At 57.9% G+C, this 22,534-nt stretch carries 15 protein-coding genes and 2 tRNA genes; 3 read left to right on the forward strand and 14 right to left on the reverse strand.

The features are described 5' to 3' along the window. Positions 1 to 635 precede the first annotated feature (635 nt). The 10 genes from ACTNB2_RS06205 to ACTNB2_RS06250 form a co-directional block, all read right to left on the reverse strand. A tRNA-Lys gene (locus ACTNB2_RS06205) sits at positions 636 to 711 on the reverse strand. 28 nt (positions 712 to 739) lie between these two features. Then, positions 740 to 2,020, reverse strand: a complete 1,281-nt coding sequence (locus ACTNB2_RS06210; protein ID WP_441042235.1) for an aminopeptidase — start codon at positions 2,018 to 2,020, stop codon at positions 740 to 742. Positions 2,021 to 2,113: 93 nt separating this feature from the next. Next, positions 2,114 to 2,689: a hypothetical protein gene (locus tag ACTNB2_RS06215; protein ID WP_427717870.1), complete on the reverse strand. Its 576-nt coding sequence runs from the start codon at positions 2,687 to 2,689 to the stop codon at positions 2,114 to 2,116. Continuing rightward, positions 2,690 to 3,568, reverse strand: coding sequence for a phosphoribosylaminoimidazolesuccinocarboxamide synthase (locus ACTNB2_RS06220; protein ID WP_154516897.1), 879 nt, complete (start codon positions 3,566 to 3,568; stop codon positions 2,690 to 2,692). 118 nt (positions 3,569 to 3,686) lie between these two features. Beyond that, a complete protein-coding gene (locus ACTNB2_RS06225) occupies positions 3,687 to 5,252 on the reverse strand; it encodes a sensor histidine kinase (RefSeq protein ID WP_154516828.1) in 1,566 nt (521 codons plus the stop codon). An 11-nt stretch (positions 5,253 to 5,263) separates the two neighbouring features. Continuing rightward, positions 5,264 to 5,986: a response regulator transcription factor gene (locus tag ACTNB2_RS06230; protein WP_006236208.1), complete on the reverse strand. Its 723-nt coding sequence runs from the start codon at positions 5,984 to 5,986 to the stop codon at positions 5,264 to 5,266. 152 nt (positions 5,987 to 6,138) lie between these two features. Beyond that, positions 6,139 to 7,350, reverse strand: coding sequence for a hypothetical protein (locus ACTNB2_RS06235; RefSeq protein WP_441044787.1), 1,212 nt, complete (start codon positions 7,348 to 7,350; stop codon positions 6,139 to 6,141). Further along, positions 7,350 to 7,613 (reverse strand): TIGR03905 family TSCPD domain-containing protein, encoded by a 264-nt coding sequence (locus tag ACTNB2_RS06240; protein ID WP_427717875.1) that lies wholly within the window; start codon positions 7,611 to 7,613, stop codon positions 7,350 to 7,352. The genes ACTNB2_RS06235 and ACTNB2_RS06240 overlap by 1 nt, the downstream gene beginning before the upstream one ends. Before the next feature lie 129 nt (positions 7,614 to 7,742). Then, positions 7,743 to 9,089, reverse strand: coding sequence for an adenylosuccinate lyase (gene purB / locus ACTNB2_RS06245; RefSeq protein ID WP_441042233.1), 1,347 nt, complete (start codon positions 9,087 to 9,089; stop codon positions 7,743 to 7,745). Between the two features lie 194 nt (positions 9,090 to 9,283). Then, positions 9,284 to 9,358 (reverse strand) — tRNA-Gly (locus tag ACTNB2_RS06250). 298 nt (positions 9,359 to 9,656) lie between these two features. On the opposite strand from ACTNB2_RS06250, the gene ACTNB2_RS06255 reads away from it, so the two are divergent. Beyond that, on the forward strand, positions 9,657 to 13,088 hold the full coding sequence (locus tag ACTNB2_RS06255; RefSeq protein WP_441042231.1) for a SpaA isopeptide-forming pilin-related protein: 3,432 nt from the start codon (positions 9,657 to 9,659) through the stop codon (positions 13,086 to 13,088). A 62-nt stretch (positions 13,089 to 13,150) separates the two neighbouring features. On the opposite strand, the gene ACTNB2_RS06260 is transcribed toward ACTNB2_RS06255, so the two are convergent. Continuing rightward, positions 13,151 to 13,369, reverse strand: a complete 219-nt coding sequence (locus tag ACTNB2_RS06260) for a hypothetical protein (RefSeq protein ID WP_427729007.1) — start codon at positions 13,367 to 13,369, stop codon at positions 13,151 to 13,153. Positions 13,370 to 13,389: 20 nt separating this feature from the next. Continuing rightward, the gene (locus tag ACTNB2_RS06265) at positions 13,390 to 16,500 is read right to left on the reverse strand and encodes a hypothetical protein (RefSeq protein ID WP_441042229.1); all 3,111 of its coding nucleotides are present in this window, start codon (positions 16,498 to 16,500) and stop codon (positions 13,390 to 13,392) included. A 198-nt stretch (positions 16,501 to 16,698) separates the two neighbouring features. Between ACTNB2_RS06265 and ACTNB2_RS06270 the strand changes: the two genes are divergently transcribed. Further along, positions 16,699 to 17,721 (forward strand): helix-turn-helix transcriptional regulator, encoded by a 1,023-nt coding sequence (locus tag ACTNB2_RS06270; protein WP_441044789.1) that lies wholly within the window; start codon positions 16,699 to 16,701, stop codon positions 17,719 to 17,721. After that, the gene (locus ACTNB2_RS06275) at positions 17,708 to 18,625 is read left to right on the forward strand and encodes a helix-turn-helix transcriptional regulator (protein WP_441042225.1); all 918 of its coding nucleotides are present in this window, start codon (positions 17,708 to 17,710) and stop codon (positions 18,623 to 18,625) included. Before ACTNB2_RS06270 ends, ACTNB2_RS06275 begins: the two co-directional genes overlap by 14 nt. Here the strand turns inward: ACTNB2_RS06275 and ACTNB2_RS06280 are convergent. Then, positions 18,622 to 21,516 (reverse strand): helicase C-terminal domain-containing protein, encoded by a 2,895-nt coding sequence (locus ACTNB2_RS06280; RefSeq protein WP_441042223.1) that lies wholly within the window; start codon positions 21,514 to 21,516, stop codon positions 18,622 to 18,624. The two genes, ACTNB2_RS06275 and ACTNB2_RS06280, sit on opposite strands and share 4 nt — an antisense overlap. After that, the gene (locus ACTNB2_RS06285) at positions 21,510 to 22,475 is read right to left on the reverse strand and encodes a D-alanine--D-alanine ligase family protein (RefSeq protein WP_441042221.1); all 966 of its coding nucleotides are present in this window, start codon (positions 22,473 to 22,475) and stop codon (positions 21,510 to 21,512) included. Before ACTNB2_RS06285 ends, ACTNB2_RS06280 begins: the two co-directional genes overlap by 7 nt. Positions 22,476 to 22,534: the final 59 nt, after the last annotated feature.

A 22,534-nucleotide genomic window follows, 5' to 3' on the forward strand; every position in this document is an offset into this window, starting at 1 on the left:
ACCATTTCAAATGGTTCGATGTCTGCCCGGATGCGACACATCATGTGTGTCCATCCTCGCAGTATCCGGTTCTCAAGGTGCACGCCTGCGCGTCTCATCCGGTCCGACCGGGCCGCGCGGCAAGGAGATATATTGCCAGACCGGAGGGGCCCCGGGGGCGGGAATCACGCACTCCATATTTTGTTCACAAATAAATTGATCCTTCAGCTGTTCCACTGAAGTCATATCTGAAGCATCGGCTTCCGGTATTGGCGATGACCAGCTGGTTTATAGGTGTTGAGGTATCGGTCATCTCTGGTGCGCTACTTTACTCTAACGGCATCTGGTTTTGGTTTCCTGTCGGTAAAAGGCTGGTTTTGGCCGCCAGGCGTCCTTATATATAGAGAAGATCGGGTTCGAACCCGTGCACCGGCAACAAAAAAGCGGCCGGCATCCGCCAGTCGCTTTTCTATTCTATGGTGGGCCGTCAGGGGTTCGGGCCCGCTGCGCGGGCGGCCGCTTCGGCGCCTCCGCGCCTCGCGCGCTGCGCTGGCAAACGCTGACGCGTTTCCTCAGCTCCGCGCCCTTTCGGGTTCGAACCCGTGCACCGGCAACAAAAAAAGCGGCCGGCATCCGCCAGTCGCTTTTCTATTCTATGGTGGGCCGTCAGGGGTTCGAACCCTGGACCTTGGGATTAAAAGTCCCCTGCTCTGCCAGCTGAGCTAACGGCCCGCGGATGGCATTGTACCACGGTCTGAGACTATTCCCAACTCCATTGGCCGTTCTGGAAAATCACAATTTCACGTCCATCAGGTGTAATGCCCGTAATATCGATGTCGTCCGTGCCAATCATAAAGTCAACGTGCGTGCTCGAAACGTTGACTCCGTGCTCCAGAAGTTCCTCTTTGGACATGTCATACCCGCTTTCGATGCACTCGGGAAAACCGACACCCAACGCAAGGTGACAGCTGGCGTTCTCGTCATAGAGTGTGTCGTAGAACAGAATGCCGCTTTCACGAATTGGTGTGTTCTTGGAAATAAGCGCGACCTCGCCCAGATGAGCAGCACCTTCATCGGTTTCAATAATGCTCGCAAGCGTTGCCTTACCCACGCGAGCGTCATAGTCCACTACGCGGCCGTTCTCGAACTTAATCCAAAAATCGTCAACCTTATTGCCGTGGTGAATGAGCGGCATAGCCGAGTACACGATGCCGTCGGCGCGCATACGATCGGGCGAGGTGAAGACCTCCTCGGTGGGAATGTTGGGGAAGAAAGGGTGACCGTCGGGAGTTTTTCCCTTACCGCCGGCCCACTCATGGCCTTTCGTCATTCCAATCGTCAGATCAGTTCCGTTCGAAGCGGTGTAGTGCAGGCAATCAAATTGATTATCGTTTAGGAAGCGCAGGTTCTTTTCGAATGTGGCGTCATGGAGCTCCCAGTCGCTCTCCGGGTCCTGGCCATCAGCACGAGCGGTGTGCAGAATCGCATTCCACAGCTTATAGACTGCAACCTCATCGGCGTCTCCCGGGAATACCTCGCGCGCCCAAGCAGCGACCGGAGCGCCGGCGATGCACCACGGGTTAATGTTGTAGTCCAGTCCACGGCGGAAGACCTTACACTGCATGTTCCTCGCCTTAGAAGCTGCGGCAGGCTTAGCGGGATCGATACCCTTGAGGGCAGCAGGGTCCGTGCCCTCAATAAAGATAAAGCAGGCACCGTCCTGGGCAAACGAATCCAGCTGCATGCGCTTCCACTCGGGAGTCTGCTCAAAATAGCTTTTCTCGACATGTTCGTAGGTAAGCCTCGTCACGGCATCGTCAGCCCAGATGACCGTCACGTGACCGGCGCCGGCGTCATAAGCCTCCGCAACCACCACGCGCGCAAATGACGCGCACTCGACGGGAGACTGAACGACGACCTCCTGACCGGGCTTAACGTTGACGCCCTTGCGGACAACGAGACGCGCATAATTTTTAATCTTGGGCTCCAGGGACTTCATACCCTCCAGAGCCTCTTCGACCGTCAGGGCAGCTCGAATCATGTGCCACTCCATCTATCTACAGGACAGTAAAAAGGCGCGCCGCAAAAAACGACGCGCCTTATATCTTAGCGATATCTATAGGTTGTAACGCTACTACTTCTTCTTGGAGGCCTTCTTGTCCTCTTTGGCAGCCGAGCGCTCGATGATAGCGTTGAGCTTGTTATCGGACATACCCTCGGCCTGCGCGCGATACATATTACGCAAGGGACGGATGCGCACGAAGTCGTAGATGAAGTCACCCAGAATGACGATGTAGGACAAAACAATGCCGGCCATCTGGACGGGGCTGGACACCATGCCAGCGGGAGCGAAGTACAGCGAAGACCAAATGGCCACGACGAGCACCATGCCGATAGTAAGCACGGCCCACCAGATGCGGCGGCGCTTGGTGTAGTCCTCATCCTGCTTGAGAAGGATACTCGACACCGTGTAGATGCGGTCCTCCTTGGCGCGCCGCTTAGCCTTGCGGGCGCGCTTCTCCTCTTTAGAGAGGCCCTCGAGGCTCTCGCCCTTCTCGAGCTCCTTGCGGCGTGCCTTGGATGATGCCGGCACGACGCGAACAGAACTCGCTGCCTGACGAGCTGGCTTGGCGGATGCGGCGGACTTGCGCGCAACCCCGGTAACCTCGTGGGATTGCGTGCGCTTGTTCGTGGCGCTGCGGGTACTCACTTACGCGTTCTCCTTCATGCTTGTAAACTGGGAGCCCGTGATGATCTGGAAGGCCTCGCGATAGCGCTCGGACGTGCCATCGATGACCTCGGCGGGCAGATGCGGGGTCTCCCCCGTCATATCCCAGTTGGCCTTGAGCCAATTGCGGACGAATTGCTTGTCGTAGCTAGGCTGAATCTTACCCTCCTCGTAGCTGGCGGCAGGCCAGAAACGGCTGGAGTCGGGCGTGAGGCACTCGTCGATCAGCGTGACCTTGCCATCGATGACACCAAACTCAAACTTGGTGTCGGCAATGATGATGCCACGGGTCGCTGCATACTCGGCGGCAGCCTTGTAGATCTTAAGAGATAGATCGCGGATCTGCGTGGCGATGTCCTCGCCAACGATCTCGCAGCAACGCTCAAACGAGATATTCTCGTCGTGATCACCGATCTCGGCCTTCGTGGACGGGGTGAACAGCGGCTCGGGGAGCTTGGAGGCCTCGGTCAGGCCCTCAGGCAGCTGGATGCCGCAGACGGTGCCGTTCTCGTCGTAGGTCTTCTTGCCCGAACCGGTCAGATAGCCGCGGACGATGCACTCGATAGGAATCGTCTGGGCCTTCTTAACCAGCATGGCGCGGCCTGCGAGATAGTCACGATACTCGGCAAACTCCTTGGGGAAATCCGCCGGATCGATGGAGACGAGGTGATTGGGGACGATATCGGCAAACTTGTCGAACCAGAACGCCGAGATACGGTTGAGCACCTCTCCCTTAAACGGAATTTCGTCGGGAAGAATAAAGTCGAACGCAGAAATGCGATCGGTGGCGACCATCAACAGGTTTTCGCCGGCATCGTAGATATCACGAACCTTGCCACGGGAATCCGGACGACGCTCCATCGTTGTCACGTGAGTCACTCCTTACCTAAATACGACAGAAATGCGGGTTCTTTACCGCACGTTTTCGCAAACTCGGAGCGGCAGGGACGCGGCCCCTCCTTCACCGAATAGCGAAAAGCTAGTGCTCCATTGTAGTAGATGCCGCGTCCGCCGTGTGCTCGCGGGGCAGATGAATCGTAAAAGTCGTACCCTTTCCAAGCTCCGACTCCACGGATATGTAGCCATGGTGACGCTCGACGATCTGTTTAGTTACGGCGAGGCCGACGCCCAGGCCGCCAGCTTCGCGGGCGCGGCTGGCATCGGCGCGCCAAAATCGTCCGAAGATACGCGACAGATCGTCCTTGGCAATACCGATACCGGTATCCGAAACGGCAATACTGACATGCTTGCGGTCACTGAGCACCGACACTACGACCCAACCGCCCTCGGGGGTGTAGCGCATGGCGTTGCTCATGAGGTTGATGACGCATTGCGTGATCATGTCGGGATCGGCCTCGACGACATCGTCGTGCCCCTGGGTTTCATCTGCAAAGCGAAGGCGAAGGTCACGGTCGGCAAACAGACGCTCCTGGCCGTTCACAATCGATCGCACGAACGGAACCATGTCCACCGGTTCGAGATTGAGCGGAGCCGTGCTGTTTTCCATACGCGATAGGTCGAGCATCTGCTGCACCAAACGAGCCAGGCGACGCGTCTCGGAAGCGACCGTCTCCAGATGCTCGTCGTCGGTGGGATACACGCCATCTTGCATGGCCTCGACCGTTGCAAGCATGGCCATGAGCGGTGTACGAAGCTCGTGTGCGACATCCGAGGTCAGGCGCTTTTCGTGCTTCATATCTTTCTCGAGTGAGGTGGCCATCTCGTCAAAGGTCTCACCCAGCTGGTCGATTTCGTCATCGCCGCGCAAGCCCGTACGAGCAGACAGATCGCCGTCGCGAATTTGCTTGGCTGTGCTCGTAATACGATGAATCGGCTTGGTAAGCATGCGCGACACGAGCGATCCGATAACGACCGAGATGCAGATTGCAACAACCGCGGCAAGAGCCATGGCGTTAAAGGTCTTCTCCCTAAACGCAGAATCTGCCTTAGTGAGCAGAGCGTCGGAGCCGATAGCCCATAGCTTTACCTGTCCGACATGCTCGCCAGAGGACGTAACGATTTCGACGTTGGCAACGCTATCGGAATCGGTGGGCGCTGACGAGACCGGGCTATGCGAGGCCTTTTTACCGCTCGAGCTGCTCGACGGCAATTCGCTCTCGCGCACATCGGCGGTCGCACTTGCCGAAGGCCATGAGTCGTCATAAACGACAACGCCCTTTTTGTTGACGACCTGCATACCCAGGTCGTCGGACACCAAGCTCGATGTCGCGACCGTGCGCAGCTCGCCCGCAGTCCAATTGCCGTTTTCCTCATACGACGTCGCAAGCTTTTCGGCAGCAGAATTGGCGATCTCGACGATATTGGAGCGCGTGTAATCCGAAAAGACGGTGCCCCACACAACGGAGACAACGCCCACCAGCACCAATACCGTCATGAGCGATGTCAGGGCAAAAGCCAAAGCCATACGCGAGGGATAGCTCATCGCCGGCCGTGAATCGGAACGAGGCGTGTTCCAACTTGCCTTGGAACCCGCCTCGTTCTCCTGCTTGTGCTTTTGTCCGATTTCAAAGCGCGCAGGTGTCATATGTGATTTACCTATTTCTCGTCCGACTTATCGGTCTTGGCCGGAGCCTCGAAGCGATAACCGACGCCGTGAACGGTATAGAGCCACTTAGGCTTCTTGGGGTCGTCGCCCAGCTTGGCGCGAAGGTTCTTCACATGGCTGTCGATGGTGCGCTCGTAGCCCTCAAAGTCGTAGCCGAGCACCTTCTCGACCAGTTCCATACGGTTATAGACGCGACCGGGATGGCGAGCAAGCGTGGTGAGCAGCTTAAACTCGGAAGCGGTCAAATCAACTTCCTTGCCCTCGACCAAGATCTTGTGGCCCGAGATATCGATGACCAGATCGCCAAAGTCGAGTACCTCAACGGCGGGCTCGTCTGCCTGGTGAGCACGACGGAACAGGGCGCGAACGCGGGCGACGAGCTCGCGCGGCGAGAACGGCTTGATCAGGTAGTCGTCGGCACCAAGCTCGAGGCCGATGATGCGATCCTCGATCTCGCCCTTGGCGGTAAGCATGATGATGGGCACATCCGAGGTATCGCGGATAGTGCGGCAAACGCGCTCGCCGGGGATCTTGGGGAGCATAAGGTCGAGCACAACCAGGTCGAACTGGTGCTTCTCGAACTCCTCGATCGCAGACTGGCCATCGCCAACGCCAACAACCCAGTAGCCCTCGCGCTCGAGATAGGCAGCGACAGCGTCACGGATCGCCTTCTCGTCCTCGACCAGCAGAATCTTTTTTGCATCTGAAGCCATAACACGGCCCCCCTGTCTCAATTAGCTCAGAACAAGCCCATTTTAACGCACCTGAGCCCACCGGGCATCGCATGGGCGCGACAGCTCGGCGGGCGGTACTCACGGTTACAATGGGCTTATTCCCCCGTTGGCGCCTTTTTAACCCCTCGGCGCTAAAGAGAGAACAGGCGAGCGGTAACCGTCTCGGGAATTCCTTGGCTATTGCGCACCGTGGCATAGGTTAAAAACGTATTCGATTTTCCCGCCGTAGCTGGATAATCGCCATATTCGAGAGCGCGGTCGGGCGACAGCAGCGAACCATAGGTTTTAGCGGAGGTATCGATCAGAAAATGCGATGCCTGAACCTTAACCAGATATTTGCCCTTCCTGCCGGCGGCGCACGCAAGCGGTTCGCGCGATAGAAATTGATACGGGCCGCCCTCGTTGCCAATGTAGGTACCCATATTGCCCAGGCCGCCCACGCCGGCATAGGTCGCCTCAATGGAGAACACAAACGTATCGCCCATATATACGGCCTCGAAAGGTGACACCGACGAAGGAAGGACCAGCTGAGCCCTCTTGGTATTGTTGCCGTCCGTCAGGTCGATCGCCGTCATGCCGTAATAGACGCCCTCGTCATTGCGCACGCGGGGTGAGATAGTCAAGATGCCATCGCTCACGCGCGGTGCAGACGCAAAGCGGCCTGTCGACTTCCAGATTGCCTCCGCTTTAGATTCATCGAGCGAACGGCGGTAGCAATATGAATCGCTGCCGGACTTATTGCCACCGGTCGAAGGCATCTTGTACCAGATGACCGACGAGTCAAAGGCGGTAAACAGCGGAGGGTCGTAGTCCTCACCGCCGCGATCAAGCTCAACGGCATTACCAGTAAGCGCCGCGCCCGACAGGGTTTGCGCATAGAGCTTCCACGACGAATTCGCGTAGTTCATCTCAACCCACGCAAACACGCTATCGGTGGCGCGAACGTCGTAAAACGCATAACCGGAACCCTCGACAGGATCGTCAATCAACGTGGTGAGTGAGCCGTCCCCCATGTTGAACACGCCAAGCGTGTTGGCATGCAGCGCAGATGCGGGCGCCATCATCGCCGCAGCGTAACCGCCATCGCAGTAGCACAGTAGCGTCCCCAATGGCAACGTCCACGACGCCGTCGGCTTAAGATCAATGTCGACGGCCTCATACTCTTCGGTAATCGAGACGATCTTGGAATCATCTTTGATAACCTGCGGCTCACCGGCAGCATCATCGCTGGTGCCCGTTTTTTTCGAGCACCCCGCAAGCAGCGTGGCAGCACTCGCGGCAGCACCACCCAACACAAATCCTCGGCGCGTTACCCCATTCTTAACGCGATCAAAAATACTCATTAGGCAATCTCGGCACGCGCGGCCTCGATGGCACGCGTAAGTTGGTCGGCACAGGAGGTCTTTTTCGTGCCGCACGTATTGCCGGCCAACACCTCAATCACACGATCGGAAGAAACACCTTCGACCAATTTAGAGATGGCCTTGAGGTTGCCGTTGCAGCCGCCGGTAAACTCAACGCCCAGCACTTTGCTGCCGTCATCGGAAAGGTTGAGGTGAATATTGCGAGTACACACGCCCTGGGGCTTGTAATCAAACGAAATCATGCGATCTCCTTCTCAGAATGTCATTCGAGACGACTATTATCCCCGTCTTTCCATAAATGCAACGAGGCGCTTTACCGGCAACACACATTACCAGCAAAGCGCCCTAAAAAGCTAACGTTATGCCCGAACCTACTCGAAGCTCAGCTGCTCCAGACGATCGAAGACCGTATCGATGCGGGTGAGGAAGTCCCACGGATCAAAGATCTCGTCGAGCTTCTCCTGGCTGACGGTGCAGCGCGGATCGGCCTCGAGGCGCTCCTTGAAGGTGGGGCCGGAAACGCAGTCCTGCACCTCATGCCAGGTCGCCATGGCGTTTTCCTGCACGATTGCGTAGGCGTCCTCACGGGTAATGCCCGTATCGACGAGGGCCAACAGAACCTTGGAGGAGAAGATGAGACCGCGGGTCTTGTTGAGGTTGGCCATCATGCGAGCCGGATACAGCTGGAGGCCATCGATAACGCGGATAAGGCACTGGAACATGTGGTCAAGCGCGATAAAGCTATCGGCCTGGGCGACGCGCTCGGCAGAAGAGTGCGAAATGTCACGCTCATGCCACAGGGCAACGTTGTCGAAGGCGACCTGAGCGTTGGACTTCACGACGCGCGACAGGCCGCAGACCTTCTCCATGGTAATGGGGTTACGCTTGTGCGGCATGGCGGAGCTGCCCTTTTGACCCTTGCGGAACGGCTCCTCGGCCTCGAGCGTATCGGTCTTCTGCAGATTGCGAACCTCGGTAGCGATACGCTCGCAGGTGGCCGCCGTGGTGGCAAGTACGCCGGCGAGGTAGGCATGATGGTCGCGGCTGATAACCTGCGTGGACAGCGGGTCGTGAACCAAACCCAGGTGCTCGCAGACATACTCCTCGACAAACGGCTCGATGGAGCTGTAGGTGCCAACGGCACCCGAGATGGCACCGAAGGCGACGTTCTTGCGAGCGTCCTCAAGGCGATCCATATCGCGCTTGAGCTCCCAGGCCCAAGAGCCAAACTTCATACCAAAGGTCATAGGCTCGGCGTGGATGCCGTGAGTGCGACCGGCGCAGAGCGTGTTACGCTCCTCGAAAGCGCGACGTTTGCAGATCTCGCCGAGTTTCTTGACGTCCTCGATAATTAGGTCGCAGGCCTGGGTGAGCTGATAGCACAGGGCCGTATCGCCCAAGTCAGAGCTGGTCATGCCATAGTGAACCCAACGGCTGGGTTTAGGCTCGCCCTCGGGAACATCGGCGTCGATATACTCCTTCATATTGGTCAGGAAGGCAATGACGTCATGGCGCGTGACTTCTTCGATCTCGTCGACCTTCGCCTTCTCAAAGTTGGCGTGGTCGCGGATCCACTGAGCTTCTTCTTTAGAAATACCGATCTTGCCGAGCTCCGCCTGGGCCTCGCAGGCCAGAACCTCAATCTCCTGCCAAATGGCGTACTTGTTCTCGAGGGAGAAGATGTGTCCCATCTCCGGGCGGGTATAGCGATCGATCATAGCGGCTCCTTTTTGGTTATTGGCACGTTGGTCGTAACTCAACCATTGTACCGTGCGCAGGTGCAAGTATAGGCAGCAGGTATTAACCTAACATTTTGCCATTTGCCTAACGTTCACACCCTGTCGGGTTCGAGTCCCGGCACTTTATTGAAAAAAGCACGACACCGTGATGGTGCCGTGCTTGTACTTTTAACTGGAGCGGGCAACGGGACTCGAACCCGCGAGTGTCAGCTTGGGAAGCTGATGCCTTACCACTTGGCGATGCCCGCATATGTGGGGGATAGTATAACGCGGTTGTCTTGTTTGATACAAGGGCGCCAACCCATGTTTTACGCATGGAAAAACATCTTCTTGTTGCTCGAATTGCGAAAACAGGGACTCGAGTAACCTGTTTTACACCGTCTTCTACCTGCTCTTTTGTTTGATTATCTAAAACCGGTCTCCATTTGTTGGGAACTTGGCAAGTTCTTGGTCAGCTCGCGGTACTTACCCGTATGACCCCCGGCGCTAATCTCATCCCACGCGCCGCAATCTCCCAGCGCGGCGCACAAAGGATAAGGAGCAGCCATGTCCAATGCACCCACGCACTCTGTCCACAGCGCAATCGCAACAGCACCGCTGCTCCTATTCCTCTTGTTGTTTCTAGCCTGCGCCACGCCTGGTACCGCCTGCGCCGTCGATGGAAACGATACGCTTAGTTTTCGCACCATCAGCGATATGTGCGGACCGTTTGGCATTGGCAAGTACGAGGCACAAGACGCCTCGATTTCTTACTGCATGAACCAAGACTGCCCCGGCCCCAGCAGCCCAGGAGGACCCTGGCGGACCTACAATCAGGGTTGGACATGGCTCGACAACGAGTTTGCCGCCGTCATCTGCCATGGATACCCTTCCGCCACATCATTTGGCGGCCATAACCTAACGGCCGAACGCGCCCGCGCCGCGACCCAGATTGCCGTGTGGATGCTCAAAGGAACCACGCGCCCCGATGGCTCTTTTGCGTATACAAACAACGCCGGCGTTGCCAAAAGCGGCAAGTTCGATCAAGACGCCGAGGTTGTCGCGGCGGCGCGCTGGCTCTACGACAACGCAAAAGCCGGAAATATTAAGGCCGACCCGCATCGCGCCAGACGCTATCACGGACCCGTCTCTAACGAAGGCCGGCACCAGGATATGCTCTACGTTTTGCCCACCATCAACGTATCCTTTGAAAAAAGATCTGCAAACACTGTCATTACCAGCGGGAACGATACGTATCAGTTAGGTGGGGCGACGTTTAACATCTTTGAGAAAAACACGGACAAACACGTCGGCAGCATCAAAATGGACGGCAACGGTCGTGCACGGGCAACACTTTTGCCCAACACGGCATATTACCTAATCGAAACCAAAGCGCCGACAGGCTATCTGTCCCGACGCGATCGCATTGCCTTTACCACCGGAAAAAGCGGCGGACATGTCACAATCAACGAGCAGCCAGGTTCTATCACGCTGCGTGTCGTCAAAACCGATGCCGCCACGAATGCCGGAGCGCAGGCGGGAACCTCGCTCGCCAAAGCCGAATTTACCTGTGTCTCGCAATCTACCCCTGGGTGGACGCGTACCTTCACGACCGAAGGCGATGGCCAGGCGACCTTAAGCGGCATTCCCCTGGGAACCTTTACCCTCTACGAATCGAAAGCACCAGAGGGCTACCTGCTCCCCCATGACAGCTGGACCTATACGGTCGGCCCCAATCAACTAAACGACATGGGCGTCGTTGAGCTCGAACGCCGCATCCCCAATACTCATGTTGCGTTTGACATCGAGATTTCCAAGTTCAAGGATTACGGGAACGGCGAGCAATCGGGATTAGAACAGCCAGCGGAAGGCGTCGTCTTTGAAATCGTCAGCAACAGCTCTAAGCAGGTCGTAGGCACATTGACGACAAATATCTATGGCTTCGCATCCACCAAAGACCAGCCCAAGGCCTGGTTTGGCGCGGGCACACGACCGGACGGCGTCCACGGCGCCATCCCCTACGATCGTGAGGGGTATACCGTTCGCGAGGTCCCGGAAACTGTTCCCACAGGCTTCAAGCGGGCAGAGGATTGGACCATCACGCCCGAGCAAATCGCCGACGGAGCCAAGCTTCAGTACATAGTGGACAATCACACCCTTTCGACACATCTCCAAATCATCAAACGCGATGCCCAGACGGGAGCTTCCGTCCCCCTTGCCGGCTTTAGTTTTCAGCTGCTCAACAGCAACCGTGAACCCATCTCTCAAACATGCTGGTATCCGACGCACAACGTTATGAACACCTTTACCACCAATGCGACCGGCACCGTCACGTTGCCAGAATCGCTCAAGCCGGGCACATATTACGTACGAGAAGTCGCAGCCAAAGCGCCCTACCTTGTGGGCGACGAACTGAAGGTGACGATTCCTGCCGATGCAGATCTCACACCTATCGCCGCCGTCTCGTATTTCAACAGCGCGGCAACCGGAAGCATCGAGATCGCGAAGGCTGACGCAGTAGACGGCAGTGCCCTATCTGGTGCCAAGTTTGAAATTCGCGCTGCCGACGATATCGTTTGTCCCGATGGCCACATTGCCGCCCTTGCCGGTGAAGCCGTTGCCGCCGTCACAACTGATGAACAGGGTAAAGCTCGCGTAGACAACCTTTCGCTGGGTTGCGGAACGGCACGATACGAAGTCGTTGAAACCCAGTCTCCCGACGGCTATCTACTTGATCGGACAGCACATATCGTTGAGCTTACTTATATCGACCAGAAGGTCCCCGTGGTCGAGTCGCAGATCAAATTGCCTAATGATTACACCAAGGTCGATTTCTCCAAGGTCGATATAACAGACAAGCATGAAGTTAAAGGCGCCCGACTGGTCTTATGCGACGCCGATGGAACAGAAATTGATTCTTGGATATCATCCGAGCAGCCCCATCGCGTGGAGCACCTTGAACCCGGTTCTTATACCCTACGCGAAACAATGTCCCCGCGCTCCTATGACCTCGCTGAAGACGTATCCTTTGAAGTCGAGGATACGGGGAAGATCCAGGCCGTAACCATGACGGATGCACCGATTGAGATTAAGGGGAGCGTCGACAAGCGACAAGAAATCGCGCGGCCAACCGCAAAGGGAACAGTGGCGAACGGCGACGGTAAAAACCGGGCGGCGACGCAACCCGACAGTAAGGGCTCCTATTCCTACACCATCGACGCTCAAAACGAATCGAGCACCTGGGTCGACGAGTTCACCGTCACCGACGATCTCGAATGTGCCAAAGACGGCACGGCCAAACTTGTCGCCATTAAAACCCCGATCGCCGTCGGCGACTTAAACGGGCTCTGCAATGTTTGGTATCGAACGTCACCGGCAGACAAGTTGGGCATAAAGGAAAAGGCCAACGCCACACTTGACGATGAACACACCAACCCGTGGCTCGAGACAGCCGAGGTCAAAGAGCGGCTGGGCGAGGATGTGCGGATTGTCGATTACGACGGCTGGAGTCTTTGGAAAGCCGATGTCTCGACCACGGAGTCTTCCACCCTCGAAGTAAAGGACCTTACGCTTTCGGACGACGATGTTATCACGGGGATTCGCTTTGAGTATGGCTCGGTTTCCGCAGACTTTACGACCCGGCGCGACAACGATTCTTGGAATCGCAATGGGCTTAAAGACGAGCATGACGACCTTGACGACGCGGCGGCATCCCTCAAATCGGATTTACACGGAGCAATCATCCGGATGTGTGCAACCTCATCCTATACGCCCCAAACCGCACTCGCCAACAGTGCCCGTGTTGACCTTTGCCGCAACGGAGGAGGCGAAAAACTCGAGTCGCACGATAAAGATCGTGTTGTTCAAAAATGCGCCATTCCGCAGGATCTTCCAAATACGGGCAATGCACCCATCATCTCTTTTCTCACCGCATTATTGACCGCCGGTGGCACAGCAATTTGGCTCACTTGGCTAAGCTCGGCATCAAAAGAGGAGTAGGTAGAAATAACGGGCGAGCCGATATGCCGGCTCGCCCGTTATCTGGCGTATGTAACCAAAGGCTATTCCGTAGACGCAGACCCGCCGTCAACAAGTTCCAGATCGCCATCCGAAATGCCGTCGGCACCCAAACTCTGCTCTTGCTCCACCTCTTCGCTCATCGTGGACCTGGGCGTCGACCCCTTAGCGCCCACGATATATGCGGCCCCCAGACCCATAGCGATGGCGATCAAAAACAGAACCACATAGACGGGCCAATGGCGTTTGATGTATGAAAACACGCTAACTCCTTAGAGGTCCGCTACGAACGGCGGATGACCTCGGTGACAACCTCGGACACCGTAGCGATGTTCGTCGGGTTGACGTTGTACGGCAAATCGTCTTCGGTGCGCGCGCAGGCAAGACGCGGGCCATCGACACCGGCAATTGTGAGGGCGCGACGGCTCGCCTCGAGCGCGGCATAGGCATCGGTCTTGGCATAGGGCATCTCAAACGCGCCACAATCAACGTGGAACGACTTGCACACCTTGCTGACCAGATTCATGATGCGGCGATCACCCTTGAGCAACTGCTGCTCGCCTTCGACCGTCACGACCGAAAGCCTACCGGATCCAATGGACTCAAGATTGATAAAGAACACACCACGCAGCTTATCGCGATGGGCTTCGAGGAACGCCTTCATACCGGCGCCGTCACAATCCGAGGCACCCGTTGCCACAAACCAGATATCGTGACCAAGCAGCTCGTCATCACCCATGGAGGCAACAGCCGAAAGCATGTCCTCGGCAGAAGCGCCGTCAGAAGAGGTGGCACCGCCCTTCCAGCCGTTATCATCGTCCTCAAAGTTATCCCAAGAGCCGATACCGCGGCCAGATTTCTTAGCATCGTAGTCATCCTCGACGCCCAGCCAGTCGCTCATGCTGTTCTGCTCATTCTTCTTTTTGCGTCCGAACAAGCCGCCCAGACCGCGCTTCTGAGGCTTTGCCTCCTTGGCGACGGGAGCCGAGATGGTTTCGATGGGCTGAGCGCCCGAAGAAATAGGCATGGAGGGGGCAACCGGTGCCGACGTGGGCTCGGGCCCCCGAGCTGTCGCGAAAGGATCGTCGGCCTGAGCCGAGGGGTCGGGGAGATCGAAGAGGGATGTGCGGGATGCGACGTTGGCCTGCTGCATCGAGGGCAGCGACGGATCGGGGACCGAGGCAAGCGGCGAAGAAGAAGGTGTGAGCACCGGAACAGAAGCGGGATCGGGGATATTCATCTGCGGACGCGGTGCGGCCTTGGACGAAATCTGTGCCATGAGCGAATCAACCGTCTCGACCTGCGCCGATGCGGGGTTGGCAACCGTGGAGCCGGGATCGCTCGGGGCAGGCATGGTAAAGATCTGCGTAGAGTACGGCCTGGACTCATCGGCGTTAGAAATCACCGGGGTCTCTTCTTGCTCAACGACGACCGTCGCGTCGGCTTCAATCTCGTCGGCGGTGTTCGTCTCGGCGTCAACGTTCTCAACCTGCTCGGCATCGACACTCTCAGCCGGCTCGGCTTCGGGCGCCTCGATCTCATCTGCAGCATCCTGGGACTCATCGGAAACAGAAAGGGGCTCGGCGATGGCAGTACCCTGCTTCTCGAACGTTATCGTGGCATCGAACTTCGCGGCATCGAGCGTCTCGGTGGCGTCGATTGGCTGCTGGGCCTCAAAGGACGTCGTAGCCTCGGCGACCTCCGTAGCGGCAGGCTGCTCAGCCTCATGCTGTTCAAATTCCCGCGCCGCACGCTCACGCTCGGCCTCGGCAGCCTGCTGGTGGGCAATAGCCTCCTGCTCTGCCACCTCGCGCGCAGCGGCACGCTTTTCCTCAAGGTCGTCGACAAGTTTTTTACCCTTAGCGAGTGCGCCCTTAAAGAAGCTTGAAGCACTGGCTCCAATCGAAGAGAACGCAGATGCTATATCGGCATGGGGCGTCGCGACCGGTAGATCGGCCGAAAAATCGGTATCGCTCTCATAGGAAACGCGCTGCGGATACTCATCGTAATCGCTGGCGGAATCGTCGTACACATCCTGAACCACCGGAGCGGGTGCAGCGGTGTCCGGCTCGGGTGCAGGGCTGGGCTCGGGTTCCGTCTCGGGCTCGGTATCGACGACGGGCTCGTCGGCAGGCGCGACGACAGGTTCAACCGAAGCAGGCGCGGGATCGATCGTCGGCTCCTCGCCCTCTTCGTAATCAAGCGTGCACGACTCGGGAAGCATCCCCAAGGCACGAATGGCATCAGAACCAAAGCGAATATTACCGGCAGCATTGCGATACAGCTTGGGCTCGGGCTCGCTCGGCTCGGCGACAGCGGGCGCCCCAATCGACTCGACGACATCCTCATCCGCGACCGGCTCGGCAGCAACCTCGGCTTCAGCCTGAGCCTCGGGAGCAATGACACCAATCAGGGTTTCGTCAGCTGAGGCACCCTCAAAGCCATCGATCTGCTCGTCAAAAACTTCGCCCTGCTCGGATTCGGGAGCGATCGGCTGGCCAAACTCGTCCTCGGTGTAGGAGGGCTCTTCGTACTCGATCGTGTTGCCGTAGTCGTTTTGCTGCTGGGCAGCGGCATACTCAGCCGCCGCGCGCGCCATCTCCTCGGCACGACGCTTTTGCTCACCAAAATAGTCATCAAACGGAATGTCGTTGGGAAACTCGTTTTCTCCCTGGTAAGGGGCAACGTTATCCATGACACCGAGCATCGCGGCTACAGAAGACTTATTGCAGACCGCACCGGACGTATAGGGAAGAACAAAACGGTTGGCAATGATATTGGCCGCGTTGGCGAGCGCCACAAGAGAGGCGAGGATCGCAACGATCCAAAGCAGAACCTTCAGAGCGCCGGGGAGCGGCAGAATACGCAGAATGGCGACGGCAGCGGGGACAATCGTGGCGACCGGCAGCATCTTGGCGATGAGCGCGCGATACGGCGCATACGGTTCGCGAGCGAGGAGCTCGGCACGCGGAGAATCGTAATGGGCGACAACAACCACCGGACGGTTGCGCGGAGATGCAAGCGGACCTGTGGCCTTGTGATAGGCAATGACATTTTGACTCACGCCCGTCTTGCCCAGGCGAGAAATAACAGGGCGACCGGTACGCTCGAGCACATACAACACGGCACCGACGATGGCCAGCAGAACACCGATTAAGCCGATGCTGCCGCCAATACCCATAAGCAGGGCACCGGCAAAAGACAGAATGCCTGTGACGGCAAATGCCAGCCTGCTGGGTGCAGGAGCGTTAAATTCCTGGACTTCGGGATCAAAGCCATGATTGCGGAAGATCTGGGCGATATCCTCGGCAGCCAAACGCTCTTCTTCGCTGCACGCCGGCGTGATGCCCGTGCCCTGTAGCAGATGATTGATATAGTTCTGGGTGTTCGCCATGTGCGCTCCACATCCATAATCCGACAAATAGGCCCAATGCTTGCACATTAGAACCGTATATAGTCGAAAGTATACCCCGAGCGAACGCAATCGGCCGAAATCTGGGCATCTTAACGCACTGAGCGGACAAGGATATAGCCTAATCTCCATATCGGATTAAAATCATGGCATCAAATAACCTTCCCATGCGAGGATTCTATGACGGTAAGCGATATGACCGCGACAAACAAAACAAATGCGCCAGAACCCGGTTTCGACAAAACCGCCCAGCGTATCCTCAACCTTTTCTTTGTCCTCAACAGTTCCCCCGAGCCCTTAACTACCGAGCAGATCGTGCTGGATTCTGACCTAGGCTACGGATCGGGCAACGTCGACTCGGATAAGCGAAAATTTCGCCGCGACCGCGACAAGCTGCTCGAGCGGGGCGTTGTGATCAAGGAAGTTCGCGCCGCGGGTGCCCAGGAGACCGAGGAGAGCGCCTGGACAATCGACCGTGAGCATACGTTTGCCGCGGGCGGCTTGATCACCGCAGACGATGCCGACATTCTGCTAAACGCTATCGATCAGACCCTCACCACGGGCTCTTCGGCCTTTGCGACCCCGCTCGCCGACATACGCTCCAAAATTGCCTATCTTACCGGCGAGACGAATACGGCCGAGCACCCCGTTCTTCACTCGCCGACGGTCGATGCGGTATGGAGCGCGTTTGCCGACCGATGCGCGCTGCGTTTTTTGTATCAAAACGGACGGGGTGAGCAACGACAACGCACTGTTTGCGTCTACGGCATGTTCGAGCGTGAAGGAACAGCCTACTTTTGCGGCCTAGATGACGCCACCGGAAAAATCAGAACCTTTCGTTGCGATCGCATCGTTCGTGCGTGGCGCCCATCGCGGGCCTACGCCATTCCCGCAGACTTCAATCTCAACGATTACCTCTTCTTTGAATTCGATTTCTCCGATTGCCAACCCGTCACGGCAACGTTCTCGTTTGCTCCGCAGGCTCAATCCGACATGGTCCACGGCCTCACACGCGGGCGAGGCAGGCTCGAGCACGCCAAAGACGGCTGGACCTGGACCGTTAACGTTCGCGACCTGAATGCGGCGGCGTCATTTTGCATGGAACACAGCGTTGACGGTATGAGGCCCGTAGAGCCCAACGAACTCAAGCAGGCGTGGAACCGCCTCATCGAAAGGACAGTGAGCGCTCATGGCCGTGCGTAAGCTCACCAGCGAACAAAGGCTCTCGCGCTCCATCGACATTATGGAGGCACTCTATGCCGCCGGCGAGGCGGGCATGACGCGAGACGAAATCTGCAGTCGCTTCGATATCTCCGGAGCTTCGCTCGACGAGATCATCGGCATCATCTCGACGCTCGCAGACCGCGAATCGGGCGCGCGCATCATTTGCGAATGCCACGATGAACGTGTGGTTCTCATCGGCGATGCGGGCCGTGTGCTGCCGCTTCGCCTGAGTGCCGCCGAGGGCGCCGTACTCAATCATGAATTGGAGTCACTCGGAATCGAGGAGTGCGCGGCGGCGCGCATCCGGCGCGCACTCCTTCCGGCGGAACTCGGATACAACCAACGCGTTGACGATACCGTCGCCCGCGGATCTTATTGGCAGCAACTCTGCTGTGCAATTCAGGATGGCGTGCGATGCCTCGTCACCTACCGCTCCCTGGACGACCAGCATCCACGCAGGCGATTGATCGACCCCCTAAAGATCACGACCAACGGCGACCAAACGTACCTGATTGCCTGGGATGTCGAGGCAGACGGGCAGCGCTCCTACCGTATGGACAAGATCGAGGAGCTTCTGCTGACGGAAGACTCCGTCGTGCGTCACACGACCGAAACCACGTCCCTGCACGATTCCCTTGCACAGGCAAGCCAGAGCGTTAAGCTCCTGATGCCGCTCGATATGGCAGAACGCGTGAGGTGGGCAGGTATCAGGTCAATTAAAGCCGATGGGGAGGATACGGCAAGCGTGACCGTTTGCTATAGCTCCGAAAACTGGCTGTTTAGCCAGATTATCGCAGCGGGCGGAGCTATCCGCATCGCAGACGACCCCGCCCTTTCAAAGCGCCTATGTCATGCCGCCGAGGCAATGGCCTTCCGTTCTTAGCGATGGCGTTCGTGCGCTTGGCGCCATAACTGAAGATAGTGGCCGATCTGCGCCGTTTCGATGCGCTGATACGAGCTGGTGGGCAGCGATGTCAGAAATTTCTTGCCGTAACCCTTCGTCACCAGACGCGGGTCGGCCAAAATCAACACGCCGCAATCGGTCGATGAACGAATCAGGCGACCGGCCGCCTGCTTGACCTCGAGAACCGCCTCGGGCAGCGAGTAGCGTACCCAGGCGCGGTCCTCGCGCAGATTGCGCTCGCACGAGAGAGGATCGGTTGGGCTCGAGAATGGCAGCTTGGGGATAATGACGCATCTCAGCGTCTCGCCGCCGGCATCGAAGCCCTCCCAAAATGCTTTGAGAGCAAAGAGCGACGAGGTCGACTCGTTGATAAAGCGATCGCGCAAGCGACGGGGAGACGAATTGCGCTGCTGACAATTGAGTTCCAGGCCGGCACGCGCCAGCTTGGGCTCAACCCGAGCGTACAGGTCTTCCATATCGCGGCGATTGGTGAACAGCGTGAGCACCGACCCGCCCATGGCAAGATGGGCATCGACCAGCACGCGCTCGAGCGCGGACAGGTAGCCCTCGCGGTCGCGAGGGTCGGGAATGTCCCCCGCCACGACTACGGCCATGTTCGAATCGAAGTCATAGCTCGAATCCAGATGTAGTGACGAGGATGCCGAAGCGCCAATGCGATCGAGGCCTACGGCATGGTTAAAGTGCTCAAAGCTCTTGGACACCGTCATGGTTGCCGAGGCAAAGATGGCCGTATGCACCTCGGGCAGCCACTCGTTCGCCAGGGCCTCGCCGATGTCGATGCGCTCGGCGGTCATGGATTCTCCGCCCGCACGTAGGCGGCGGTTGACCTGCAGCGAGTACACATAATGCTCGTCGGTGCCGTCAATGATGAGCTTGAGGTTCTCGGCCAGCTCGTGCAGACGGCGCGAAATATCGCCCAGGTCGACGACGACCTCGGGTTTATCGGCAGCGACAGCCTGCACCAACGCGGCAACATTTTTATCCGCCTGCTCCAGGGCATCGATAGCAGCGCTGGCAGACTGCAAGAAGTCATGCCAGTCATCCGACTCGCGCAACTCGGGGCCAATCCACAGATTTGCGCTGTCGTAGCCACCGCGAGCGCGACGGCCGAGCTCACGCACGCCGTCAAACACCTCGGCGAGTGCCATGCTCGCGCGTGCGACCGTAGACGTCGCCTTCGCGGTGAGCCCCAGATAAAGCGTGGGGCCTTCGGATATCGCCAAATCACGAGATACCTGGCTCAATGCACCGGAGCTCGACCCGCCAAGGCGCTCAAATAGCACACGAGATTCGTCTGCCGAGACCACGCGCGCCCACTGGCGGCGCGCCTCGCGCTCGATGGAATGGGCCTCGTCGATTACCCAGTGGCGGATGGGAGGCAAAATTCTCCCTTCGGCCGCAACGTTGCGAAACAGCAGGGAATGATTTGTGACCACGACATCGGCATGCGCCGCGCGACGACGGGCACCGTGGACGAGGCATTTATCGGGGAAGAACGGGCACAGGCGGCGAGCGCATTCGCGCGAGGCCGTCGTAAAGTCGGGGCGGTTGACGCTGCGCCAGCGAATGCCGAGCGAATCGAGGTCACCATCGGCAGATTGGCACACATACGCCATGATCACCGCAACCGCTGTGAGCGTGTCGGCAGGATCGCGCTTGGTGGTAATCTCGGCCTGACTTCGGCTCATGCGCTCGAGTTTGCGCAGGCACGGATAGTGGTCATATCCCTTGAGCGCACAGAATGACAAGCCTCCGTCCAGCTGTTCGGCGAGTTTTGGCAGCTCGTGGTACATAAGCTGATCGGCAAGATTATTCGATTTGGTCGCAATGCCAACGGTAATGTTGTTTCGGCGGGCGGCCTCGGCAAAGGGCACGAGATACGCCATCGATTTACCGACGCCCGTACCGGCCTCTATCACGCGATGCGTATCCGTAACCAACGCGTCGCGCACCTCGAGCGCCATGGCAATCTGCTCGTCGCGCGGCTCATATGTGGGATACATGCGGTTGACTAGGCCACCAGGGGCATAATCCGCCTCGATCTCTTCGCGGCTCGGCATGTTAAGAACCGGCAGCTCGTCGGCATCCACGCGATCATCGGCGCGATCGGCCTTGAGCACGTCGGCGCGGGCTGCGGCAAGCGAGAAAATCGAGCCGGGGTTTTGACCTGCCAAAAACGAGAAAATGGGACGATAGGACCAAGGAACATCCGCGTGCATATCCGCCAGACGCGCCATAAGGCCCTGCGGCAAGTCCGTAAGGGCAACCAGCAGCACGCGCCACACCCCACACAGGGCATCGACATCGGCGTTTGCGCGGTGCGACACGGAGTCGCAGCCAAACAGATCGGCCATAAAGGACAACTTGTGCGATGCCAGGCGCGGCAGCGCGATACGGGACAGTGCCAGCGAATCAATCCAGATGTCGCTGACGTTGACACCGCCCTTGACCGATTCGATGAACGATCGGTCAAACGTGGCATTGTGCGCGATAACCGGGCACCCGCCCACAAAATCGGCGAGCGCAGCCACGGCCTCTACAGCCGAGGGGGCATCGGCCACATCGGCGTTTGTGATGCTTGTGAGCTTAGTGATTTCGGCAGGGATCAGCTGCTTGGGATGCACAAACGTATCAAAGCGGTCAACGACCTCGCGGCCCGAAAGACGGGCCGCGGAAATCTCGATAAGCTCGTTGTCCTGAACCGAAAGACCCGTGGTCTCGGTATCGAGGACGATAACATCCTCCTCGATAAGGCCAAACGATTGTGTGCGGGCACGCTCGGCGAGCGTTGCATAGGAATCAATGACAAACTGCGGCGTTCCAGGAGATACAGCGTCCTCGATTAGCATGCAATGCCCGCTCGACGGAGACCCATGCGAATCAGACTGTCACAGACCTGCGGGAAGGTCATGTCTTTGGTATGACGAATCTCGTCCGGATACAGCGACGTATCGGTCATACCGGGAATCGTATTGGTCTCGAGGATGACGGGGCCGTCCTCGCTCACGATAAAATCGCTGCGCGAAATGCCCAGACAGCCGAGGGCTTTGTGGGCCGCACAGGCTAGTTCCTGGGCACGGGCATAGTTTTCGGGCGAAATCTGCGCCGGAATACGGTGGATATCCGTGGGATCGACGTACTTCACATCCAGGTCGTAGAACTCACAGTCCTCAGGCTTGCGAATCTCGACGATCGGCAGGGCGCGCACGTCATCCTCGCCGTAGACGCCTACGGTAATCTCGGTTCCCTCGATGCACTTTTCGACCAGCACCTTATCGCCGTACTCAAAGGCCTTGGCGATGGCGGCAGGCAGCTCAGAGGGCTCGTGTACCAGGGAGATGCCGTAGCTGGAGCCGTTGACGGCGGGCTTTACAAAGCAACGCTCGCCGCAAATCTCAACGATGCGATCGATATCGACCTCGTCGCCCGCCTCAAGCGCCAAACCGGGGGCAATGGGGATGCCTGCCTTGGCATACAGAAGCTTTGAAACCTCTTTATCGGCGCCACACGCGCTGGCGAGCACACCCGACGCCGTATAGGGGATACCCAGCGTCTCCATGGCTCCCTGCATGGCACCATCCTCGCCGCCGGCGCCGTGCATGGCGATAAACGCCACGTCAAAATCGCCAGTTGCCATAGTCACCATAAAATCATCGGCAGCCGTATCGAGCAGCTCCACCGAAGTGTAGCCAGCCTCCTTTAGGGCCGCCACGACGTTCTTTCCCGAATTGAGCGAGATCTCGCGCTCGGCGGAATGGCCGCCCGCCAAGACCGCTACGTGCATGTTCTCTAGGCTTTTACCCGGCATGGGCAGACTCCTCCTCTATGATTTCTGCAGCTGATACCATATTGTAGCGATACCCCCTA

It is taken from the genome of Collinsella sp. HCP28S3_G2, from assembly GCF_052065125.1.
Taxonomy (GTDB): Bacteria; Actinomycetota; Coriobacteriia; order Coriobacteriales; family Coriobacteriaceae; genus Collinsella.

Bases quoted from the DNA above. Each gene is read 5' to 3' on its own strand.
- ACTNB2_RS06210 (WP_441042235.1), bottom strand. From the start codon at position 2,020: ATGATTCGAGCTGCCCTGACGGTCGAAGAGGCTCTGGAGGGTATGAAG.
- ACTNB2_RS06220 (WP_154516897.1), bottom strand. From the start codon at position 3,568: ATGGAGCGTCGTCCGGATTCCCGTGGCAAGGTTCGTGATATCTACGAT.
- ACTNB2_RS06225 (WP_154516828.1), bottom strand. From the start codon at position 5,252: ATGACACCTGCGCGCTTTGAAATCGGACAAAAGCACAAGCAGGAGAAC.
- ACTNB2_RS06230 (WP_006236208.1), bottom strand. From the start codon at position 5,986: ATGGCTTCAGATGCAAAAAAGATTCTGCTGGTCGAGGACGAGAAGGCG.
- ACTNB2_RS06235 (WP_441044787.1), bottom strand. From the start codon at position 7,350: ATGAGTATTTTTGATCGCGTTAAGAATGGGGTAACGCGCCGAGGATTT.
- ACTNB2_RS06240 (WP_427717875.1), bottom strand. From the start codon at position 7,613: ATGATTTCGTTTGATTACAAGCCCCAGGGCGTGTGTACTCGCAATATT.
- purB (WP_441042233.1), bottom strand. From the start codon at position 9,089: ATGATCGATCGCTATACCCGCCCGGAGATGGGACACATCTTCTCCCTC.
- ACTNB2_RS06255 (WP_441042231.1), top strand. From the start codon at position 9,657: ATGTCCAATGCACCCACGCACTCTGTCCACAGCGCAATCGCAACAGCA.
- ACTNB2_RS06265 (WP_441042229.1), bottom strand. From the start codon at position 16,500: ATGGCGAACACCCAGAACTATATCAATCATCTGCTACAGGGCACGGGC.
- ACTNB2_RS06270 (WP_441044789.1), top strand. From the start codon at position 16,699: ATGACGGTAAGCGATATGACCGCGACAAACAAAACAAATGCGCCAGAA.
- ACTNB2_RS06275 (WP_441042225.1), top strand. From the start codon at position 17,708: ATGGCCGTGCGTAAGCTCACCAGCGAACAAAGGCTCTCGCGCTCCATC.
- ACTNB2_RS06280 (WP_441042223.1), bottom strand. From the start codon at position 21,516: ATGCTAATCGAGGACGCTGTATCTCCTGGAACGCCGCAGTTTGTCATT.
- ACTNB2_RS06285 (WP_441042221.1), bottom strand. From the start codon at position 22,475: ATGCCGGGTAAAAGCCTAGAGAACATGCACGTAGCGGTCTTGGCGGGC.